The following is a 7034-nucleotide window of genomic DNA, read 5'->3' as shown; positions in this document are numbered from 1 at the left end:
AATATACGAAATTTTCGTATTATGAGTAGCCTTTTTTATAATGCACTACGGGTTAGTATAATAAAATTATGAAACAGGTCATAGTAAAAACATTAGCATTAGGAACGCTCCTCACATTCGGATTTTCCAATGCACAAAACAAACCGAAAGTCGTTTTAGACAATTTTTTCAACAACGAAAAAAAGGAAAACAAAGAAACCAAAGTCCTGGAATCATGGCATTACACATGGAACGACACTTCCAACGGCGGGTTTTCTTTGCTGGGCGAAATCTTCCAGAAACAAGGTGCAGAAATCAGTACTTTAACAACTGCTCCATCAAAAAAAGATTTGAAAAAAACCAACATCTACATCATTGTTGACGCTGATATCGACAAAGAAGCGTACGGTGGAAAAGCCAATCTTATCGATGCCAATTCAATCAAAAACCTTGTAGATTGGGTAAAAAAAGGTGGTGTTTTGGTTTTGATGAGCAACGACAACGGAAATTCTGAGTTTACAGAATTCAATAAACTGGCAGAAAAATTCGGCATTCATTTCAATGATGACAGCATCAATAGATTGAAAGGTAGAGAGTTTGAAAAGGGTGCTGTATATGTACAACCGGGCAATGAGGTGTTTTCTGAGCTTAAATTATATATGAAAGAAGTGAGTACCATAACGTCAAAAGCACCTGCGAAACCATTTTTGCATGCACAGAATCAGGTGATTGGCGCCATTGCAAAGGTTGGAAAAGGAACCGTTTTCGCATTGGGCGACCCATGGTGTTACAACGAATATATCGATGGAAAGAAGCTTACGGAAGATTTTTCCAACTATGAAGGTACGGAAGAATGGGTAAAGTGGTTGCTGAAGCAGTCTTCAGAGAAATAAACCAATCTGTGCAATCGGTTGAACCGTCATTGCGAGGAGGAACGACGAAGCAATCCGTTGAATTAGCGTAATTTCTCTACAACAGATTGCTTCGTCCCTCGCAATGAGGATTTCCGCTCAAGTCGGGCTGCGAGAGATTCGATACAACAATCCTTGTCAAGGTTCAAAACCTTGACAAGGATTAGAATCAAGAAGGATGTAAATCGTCAGCAAAAAGTAGACATTATGTAGTGGCTTGGATACATCCAAAAGAACATCTAAAAGACAGTGGAACAGCATTCCGAAAGAACAAAAAGATTTGGTAGTAGAAATCCTTAAGGATTTATTACAAAATGTCCAATTTAGTTTGAAGACGTACATTTTTTAATAAAATAAATATCAGGAAAATTTATAATATTATTTTTTGATGAGTTATTTGATTGTAAATGAGTTATATATTGTGATTCAAATCATAAAAAACTTAAATAATATTTCAATATGTAATTTGAAATGACAATAGGTTTTGGCAGAAGAATTGTTTTAAAGAATCGAACTAAACTATTCTTTTTCAATCACTTCAAATTATATTATTATGGAATCATCTAACCTGACATTAAATAAGATTGGACAGCATCTTCTAAGAAGAGAAGAAACTATTTCAATAGCAGAAAGTGTGACTTCGGGTTCACTGCAAATGGCTTTTTCGCAAATCCCTCAAGCGGAACAATTCTATAAAGGTGGCTTAACTGCATATAATTTGGAACAAAAAGTCAACCTATTGAATATCGATCAAGACGAAGCTATATCTGCGAACTGCGTATCAAGAAATATTAGTGAGCAAATGGCTATAAATGTTGCTAAGCTTTTTAATACAGAATGGGGAATTGCCACAACCGGATTTGCTACTCCTGTGGAAGAATCCAACGGTGAGATCTACGCTTACTACTGTATTTCTTATAAGGGGACAATCATTAGAAGTGATAAGATTGAACTTCATCCTATGACAAAAGCGGTTGATGCACAGAACTATTTTATGGAGTATGTTATCGGTTGTCTCAGATGTGAAGTGAAGAGAGATCATTTAGAAGTAATAGCTTAGGATGACGGATAAATTACAATTACTAAATAAATCGGTTTTAATATCCGGAGCTGATAGTGGAATAGGGAAAGCGGTTGCATTGTTATTTGCTAGAGAAGGCGCAGATGTTGCGATTATTTATCACACTAATGACAAAGAGGCTGAAGAAACCAAAAATGAGATTGAAAAATTAGGAAGAAAGTCTATCATTTTTTCCGGGGATGTCAATAATTTCCAATTCTGTAAAGTAGCAGTCAATAAGGTGATATCTGAATTTGGAAAGTTGGATATTTTGATCAATAATGCAGGTGTTCAATTTCCCTGTGATGATATTTTAGACTTACAGGAAGAGCATATCCGAGAAACATTTAATGCCAATATCATCGGAATGATATTGCTTACAAAGGCAACTTTTCCACATCTGAAAATGGGTGATTGTATTATCAATACGACTTCAGCTACCGCTTATCAAGGACACAAACAACTTCTGGATTACAGCGCAACAAAAGGAGCCATTGTTTCATTTACAAGATCGCTCGCATTACAATCAAAATCCAAGGGAATTCGTGTCAACGCTGTTGCACCCGGTCCTGTCGCAACACCGTTAACCGAGAAAACCTTTAACGAAAAGGAAGAAGATCCAAATAAGCCTCCGTTAGAAAGAAATGCAACCGAAGAAGAAATTGCGGGCAGTTTTTTATTTCTTGCCACAGATGCCGCAGCGCAAATAACGGGACAGGTAATTCATCCGAATGGTGGATTAATTATAAATGGCTAAAAATCAAAATATTAATATAAAAAAACAAAAATTATGGCAACTACTACAAAAACTACAGCAAAAAAGACAACTGTACGAAAAACTCCGGCAAAAAAAGATGCAGCAAAAGAATTGAAAGATCTTTTTGAGGATGGTCTCAAAGATATCTATTGGGCAGAAAAAGCATTAGTAAAAGCCTTACCAAAAATGCAGAAAAATGCTACTGATGAAAAGTTAAAAAATGCTATTGCCCAACATTTAACAGAGACTGAAGGACACGTAAGCCGATTGGAAGAATGTTTCAAATCTATGGGTAAAAAAGCACAAGCTAAAAAGTGTGATGCAATGCAGGGCTTGTTGGACGAAGCCGATAGTATTCTAAAGGAAACAGAACCGGGAACTGTACGAGATGCTGGGATTATTGCCACTTCTCAAAAAGTTGAACACTATGAAATTGCTACCTATGGAACATTAGCTGCTTTTGCAAAAGTGTTGAAAGAAAAAGTATCATTAAAAAATCTTCTTGCAACATTAGAAGAAGAAAAACAATGCGACAAGTCATTGACAAAGCTTGCTGATACTAATTTGAATTCAAAAGCAAAGTAAATAAATTACTAAGCTTTGTTTATTAGAAGTATATCAATCAGAGAGCAATTAATTGTTCTCTGATTTTTTCTAATGAATTTTTAATTGTGAAAAAATAAAGCTAGTCCGTATGAAAGCAAAATTAATAAGAGGGGTTCCAATACAATCTAAGGGATCATTTCACGATACAGAAAGTCATAAAAACATTATTGTACCGGAAATATTAGATAATAAATTTAGCATTCTAAAAAATCGTTTTTACTCTATTAATTACTGGAATGATTATTCAGGAAATGGTTTTGCTGACTTTAACCTGTTTAATTCTTTAGGATTGTATATAGACAGGCATCCTCGTGTCGGTGATTTTATTAGAATTGACATTCCCGGTCCAGATAAAATGTCGGTTCAAAAGGTTATGACTGGGTGAGAATCGATGAAATCACTTTGACAACTAATGATGAAAAAGAAATACATTTGATTACCTGCAGACCTTCTGCGTCTCCTAAAGGAAATCCTAAACATATAGAACATTTTTATTCTAATAGTGCAACATCTACATTCATCATTGAAAAAGGAATTGATTATATTAAAGTGGGAATATATGGACGAAATGAAATACCCAATACGAAGAATAAAGGTATATGGACTTTCGTCAGAAATTTTATAGTGACTTGCGGTGGTTTCTTAAGTCTAACGAAAATACAATGGAAGACACTTGCTGATGGAATGCTTGATTTTTAGCTGATTTCAGCATTCAAATCATCAAATTTTTTATAAGAAGCTTTAAGATGGTGTAAATGATCCAAGATTATACTTGCAATTTCGGGACTTAGATCTCCGCCGTCTAATGCTTTTTGATAAGCTGAAATTGCAGCTTCTTCACCCGCAATAACATCATTAAGACCTCCGTCGCTAGATATTGCCGTAAGATTATTTTTAAACTCTATCCAACTCTGATGGATCGAACCTAATACAGTAGAATGATCTTCAGGCTTTCCTCCTAGATTATGAATTAAATTGATTAATTCATTTCATAAGACTGCCTGAGCTTTTCGTCATATGTTTCTTTCAAGCTTGAGCGTATTTGCCATACACTTTCTTCAATTGCTAAGTAACCTCCGATTCTATCATTTGTAATGTGAAGAAGGTCATTTAAAGTATTGATATCTTTCGAATTGTCCATAGGTAAATTTTAGTTTTTAAAATCAATTACTATGCCTATCAAATGGTATGTTTGTTGGAATGGCTTATCCAAATAGAGTATAATGGTTTACGAACTTTTGAGGGAACAGTTTTTAGAATGCAGTTTGGATGAAGCATGGGAGTTTTTCTCCTCACCATACAATCTTCCACGTATTGCTCCTTCCGAAATGGATTTCAAAATAGTATCAGATCTTGAAACGGATAAGATTTACGAAGGTTTGAAAATAGATTATACGGTTCGTCCTCTATTTCATATCAAGCTTAATTGGAAAAGTGAGATCAGAGGATATCAATTCCGACACAGCTTTATTGATTATCAATTGAAAGGACCTTATAAGTTCTGGAGTCACTATCACGAGTTTATACCTTCTGATAATGGCGTGTTGATGCGAGATATTTTGAAATACGAAATACCATTTGGGATTTTTGGTGATTTTGTTAATTGGCTTCTTGTCAAAAAAACACTTAATTATATTTTTGAGTACAGAAGAAATGTAATTGATCGATTATTTAATCATTAATATGAAAAATATTATCAACAAGGATTTATAATTAAAATACAACCCTTTTGAATAGGCATTACATCATTGTACGATTTGCTGAAAATTCAATATATAATCATTGTCAAATATTTTTATTGATTATTTATTTCAATTGGTAAAGAAATTGTATAGTGTTTTTTCAAATTTCAAAACTATAATTATGGATATAGAAATCTCCTATTTTGATTTTAAAAATTTGTCGCCTCAAGACCAGTGTCAATTGGTTACTACAAAAGGACAGATAATCAATGAAAGTTCAAAAAACGATTTGCGTTTTGTTATTTATACACTGGGATCTTTTTTAGTTGAAATCACCTATATTCAGCAGAATAATAGACTGGCAAGTTTTAATGTTTATCAAAATACTTATGCATCTTCGCACACTGGATAATGTCAATTGCTTATTGTTTTAATAATGAACAAATTATGAACCACAGATGACACAATATCTATAAGTCATTAAAAAAATTGTGTTCTTCTAAAAAAATCTCATTATTTTTGAAATTAATGAAAACAAGAAATTACCCACCTACAATATTTATCTTATGATTTTAATAGTTGATGATAATAAAAACAATATTTATTCTTTAAAAAAGCTATTAGAATCTCAAGATTTTAAAATTGATACAGCGGAATCTGGCGAAGAAGCATTAGGAAAAGCCCTGAAAAATCATTATTCCCTGATTATTCTGGATGTTCAGATGCCGGGAATGGATGGCTTTGAAGTCGCGGAGACCTTCGCGGGATACAGCAAAACCAAGGATATTCCTATCATTTTCCTATCTGCGGTCAATACGGACAAGCAATTCATAGAGAAAGGTTACGCTTCGGGAGGGATCGATTATGTCACCAAACCTATCGATCCGGAGATTTTGATGCTGAAAGTAAAAACCTTTTATAATCTTCAGGAAAGCAATCTTGCACTCAAAAAAAACCATCAGAATCTGGAATTGGAAGTCAAAGGAAGGAGAGAATCTCAGGTGGTGATGAAATCGGAAATCGATCATTTTCATCTGATGCTGGAAGCTTTGCCACAGATTGCTTTTACGCTGGACAAAGATGGACAGGTAAATTTTGTGAATGCAAAATGGTACGATTACTCCAATTCCAAATCGGTTTTTCCAGAGACGCATCCAGATGATAAAGATGTTTTGAAAGAATTTGAAAGGTCTCAAAAAAAGCATAAACCTCTTGAACTTGAGATCAGAATAAAAAATTTGAAATCCGCTAGTTTTAGATATCATCTGCTAAGAATGACTCCTGTTTTTGAAAACGAGATTATTAAAAACTGGGTAGGAACTTTTACCGATATTGATGACCAGAAAAAAGTAGAAAAAGAGAAAGATGAATTTTTGAGTATCGCAAGTCATGAGCTGAAAACGCCTTTGACAAGTATCAAAGCTTATGTTCAGCTGATGGATCGTAAACTGAAATTTGATGCTCAAAGTCCTGAAAAGGGTTATGTTGACAAAGTCTTGACTCAGATTGAAAAACTCAATAGTCTGATCACAGATCTTCTTGATGTTTCCAAAATCGAAAATGGTAAACTGAAAATCAATAAGAAACCGACCAATCTGGAATCGGTTATTCAGAATTCAATAGATACGATTCTACAAACGCAAGATAGCAATAAAATTAAGATTGAACGTCACGGTCCAAAACCCGATATCTTGGTTCCTCTGGATGAGATGAGGATTGATCAGGTTTTAATCAATTTTTTAAGTAATGCGATTAAATATTCTCCCGACAATCATCAGATTTTTGTCTCCACTTTTATTGATGAAGAGAATGTGAGAGTTAGCGTCACAGATTTCGGAATCGGAATTCCGGAGTATAAACAGGAATCTGTTTTTCAAAAATTTTATCGTGTAGAAGAGTCTTCGGTTCAATTTCAGGGTCTTGGGATTGGATTATTTATATGTTCGGAGATTATAAAACTGCACGACGGAACTATCGGTGTTTCTAGCGAAGTCAATGAAGGGTCTACCTTCTATTTTACATTACCACTAAATTAATCG

11 protein-coding genes are annotated in these 7034 nt (G+C 34.2%); 9 read left to right on the top strand and 2 right to left on the bottom strand.

Going from position 1 to position 7034, the window contains the following annotated elements; all coding sequences use genetic code 11:
* Positions 1–68: 68 nt before the first annotated feature.
* The 6 genes from RTY06_RS10460 to RTY06_RS10435 all read left to right on the top strand — a co-directional run bounded on the left by RTY06_RS10460 (position 69) and on the right by RTY06_RS10435 (position 4012).
* Entirely contained in the window at positions 69–872 is an 804-nt protein-coding gene (locus RTY06_RS10460; RefSeq protein ID WP_312824735.1) for a DUF4350 domain-containing protein, read from the top strand.
* A gap of 571 nt (positions 873–1443) precedes the next feature.
* Positions 1444–1950 (top strand): nicotinamide-nucleotide amidohydrolase family protein, encoded by a 507-nt coding sequence (locus RTY06_RS10455; protein ID WP_312824734.1) that lies wholly within the window; start codon positions 1444–1446, stop codon positions 1948–1950.
* 1 nt (position 1951) lies between these two features.
* Complete coding sequence (locus RTY06_RS10450) at positions 1952–2707, top strand: SDR family oxidoreductase (protein ID WP_312822681.1); 756 nt, start codon at positions 1952–1954, stop codon at positions 2705–2707.
* A 33-nt stretch (positions 2708–2740) separates the two neighbouring features.
* A complete protein-coding gene (locus RTY06_RS10445; protein ID WP_312824732.1) occupies positions 2741–3292 on the top strand; it encodes a ferritin-like domain-containing protein in 552 nt (183 codons plus the stop codon).
* A 109-nt stretch (positions 3293–3401) separates the two neighbouring features.
* Positions 3402–3698, top strand: a complete 297-nt coding sequence (locus RTY06_RS10440; RefSeq protein WP_312824731.1) for a hypothetical protein — start codon at positions 3402–3404, stop codon at positions 3696–3698.
* On the top strand, positions 3695–4012 hold the full coding sequence (locus RTY06_RS10435; RefSeq protein ID WP_312824730.1) for a hypothetical protein: 318 nt from the start codon (positions 3695–3697) through the stop codon (positions 4010–4012). Before RTY06_RS10440 ends, RTY06_RS10435 begins: the two co-directional genes overlap by 4 nt.
* On the opposite strand, the gene RTY06_RS16205 is transcribed toward RTY06_RS10435, so the two are convergent.
* Positions 4009–4284 carry a PA2169 family four-helix-bundle protein gene (locus RTY06_RS16205; RefSeq protein ID WP_409450843.1) on the bottom strand — a complete coding sequence of 92 codons (276 nt, stop codon included), beginning with the start codon at positions 4282–4284 and terminating at the stop codon, positions 4009–4011. The genes RTY06_RS10435 and RTY06_RS16205 overlap by 4 nt on opposite strands.
* Before the next feature lie 8 nt (positions 4285–4292).
* Positions 4293–4454, bottom strand: coding sequence for a hypothetical protein (locus tag RTY06_RS10430; RefSeq protein WP_312824728.1), 162 nt, complete (start codon positions 4452–4454; stop codon positions 4293–4295).
* Positions 4455–4536: 82 nt separating this feature from the next.
* On the opposite strand from RTY06_RS10430, the gene RTY06_RS10425 reads away from it, so the two are divergent.
* From RTY06_RS10425 to RTY06_RS10415, 3 genes are all read left to right on the top strand, one after another.
* Positions 4537–4995, top strand: coding sequence for an SRPBCC family protein (locus RTY06_RS10425; RefSeq protein WP_312824727.1), 459 nt, complete (start codon positions 4537–4539; stop codon positions 4993–4995).
* 181 nt (positions 4996–5176) lie between these two features.
* Entirely contained in the window at positions 5177–5407 is a 231-nt protein-coding gene (locus RTY06_RS10420; protein WP_123902422.1) for a hypothetical protein, read from the top strand.
* Between the two features lie 154 nt (positions 5408–5561).
* Positions 5562–7031, top strand: a complete 1470-nt coding sequence (locus RTY06_RS10415; RefSeq protein ID WP_312824726.1) for an ATP-binding protein — start codon at positions 5562–5564, stop codon at positions 7029–7031.
* The last annotated feature ends 3 nt before the right edge of the window (positions 7032–7034 follow it).

This window comes from Epilithonimonas sp. (assembly GCF_032055105.1).
GTDB lineage: Bacteria > Bacteroidota > Bacteroidia > Flavobacteriales > Weeksellaceae > Epilithonimonas.
Note: the sequence above shows the minus strand (reverse complement) of the source record. Positions and strands in the feature narration are given on the sequence as shown.

Bases quoted from the DNA above. Each gene is read 5' to 3' on its own strand.
- RTY06_RS10460 (WP_312824735.1), top strand. From the start codon at position 69: ATGAAACAGGTCATAGTAAAAACATTAGCATTAGGAACGCTCCTCACA.
- RTY06_RS10455 (WP_312824734.1), top strand. From the start codon at position 1,444: ATGGAATCATCTAACCTGACATTAAATAAGATTGGACAGCATCTTCTA.
- RTY06_RS10450 (WP_312822681.1), top strand. From the start codon at position 1,952: ATGACGGATAAATTACAATTACTAAATAAATCGGTTTTAATATCCGGA.
- RTY06_RS10445 (WP_312824732.1), top strand. From the start codon at position 2,741: ATGGCAACTACTACAAAAACTACAGCAAAAAAGACAACTGTACGAAAA.
- RTY06_RS10440 (WP_312824731.1), top strand. From the start codon at position 3,402: ATGAAAGCAAAATTAATAAGAGGGGTTCCAATACAATCTAAGGGATCA.
- RTY06_RS10430 (WP_312824728.1), bottom strand. From the start codon at position 4,454: ATGGACAATTCGAAAGATATCAATACTTTAAATGACCTTCTTCACATT.
- RTY06_RS10425 (WP_312824727.1), top strand. From the start codon at position 4,537: ATGGTTTACGAACTTTTGAGGGAACAGTTTTTAGAATGCAGTTTGGAT.
- RTY06_RS10420 (WP_123902422.1), top strand. From the start codon at position 5,177: ATGGATATAGAAATCTCCTATTTTGATTTTAAAAATTTGTCGCCTCAA.
- RTY06_RS10415 (WP_312824726.1), top strand. From the start codon at position 5,562: ATGATTTTAATAGTTGATGATAATAAAAACAATATTTATTCTTTAAAA.